Below are 542 nucleotides of genomic sequence, written 5' to 3'. Positions count from 1 at the left end.
AGGGAACAACATTTACCGGAAATGCCGGCAGCAGAGGATGTGAAGGAAAATGGGATTGATCTTGGAGACATGAATTCGCGGCTTCTGAGAAAAGTGGAGGAGCTTACGTTGTACCTCATTGAGCAGGGAAAGAAGAACGAAGAGCAGTTTCGGCAAATAGAGGAGCTTCGGAATGAAGTGAAAGCTTTGAAGGAAGCTGGTGGTAATTAAATGTCTGAGTGAATGTTTCCTGTTGAACTTGAGAGAGTAATTCATTATTCTGGTTGCCTTGGGAATAGGAACAAGAAGCTGAATGTGCCGTCTAACGGCTTAAAAATGGGCCTTTGGTATATATAACGCGTATTTCGAAACACAAAAAGCAATACAAGATTTTCAACTTAAATAAAAATACTCCACTGCGGTTTAACCGCAGTGAGGAACCATACTTTAGCAACGGAGATAAATCAAATATGAAAGTACCATATATGAAGTTATACCTGCAAACACTTGTCAGTTTACTGGTATGTTTTACCGTGCTGCCCGCTGTAGCACAGGACACCACC

General features: G+C 41.7%; 1 pseudogene. It reads left to right on the top strand.

Annotated elements, in window-relative coordinates:
* Positions 1-210 (top strand): annotated as a pseudogene (locus DDR33_RS26285) (hypothetical protein); the annotation flags it as partial.
* Positions 211-542: the final 332 nt, after the last annotated feature.

The sequence above is a fragment of the Pararcticibacter amylolyticus genome (assembly GCF_003130405.1).
GTDB classification, from domain to species: Bacteria; Bacteroidota; Bacteroidia; order Sphingobacteriales; family Sphingobacteriaceae; genus Arcticibacter; species Arcticibacter amylolyticus.
This window is presented reverse-complemented; position numbering and strand designations above follow the sequence as displayed.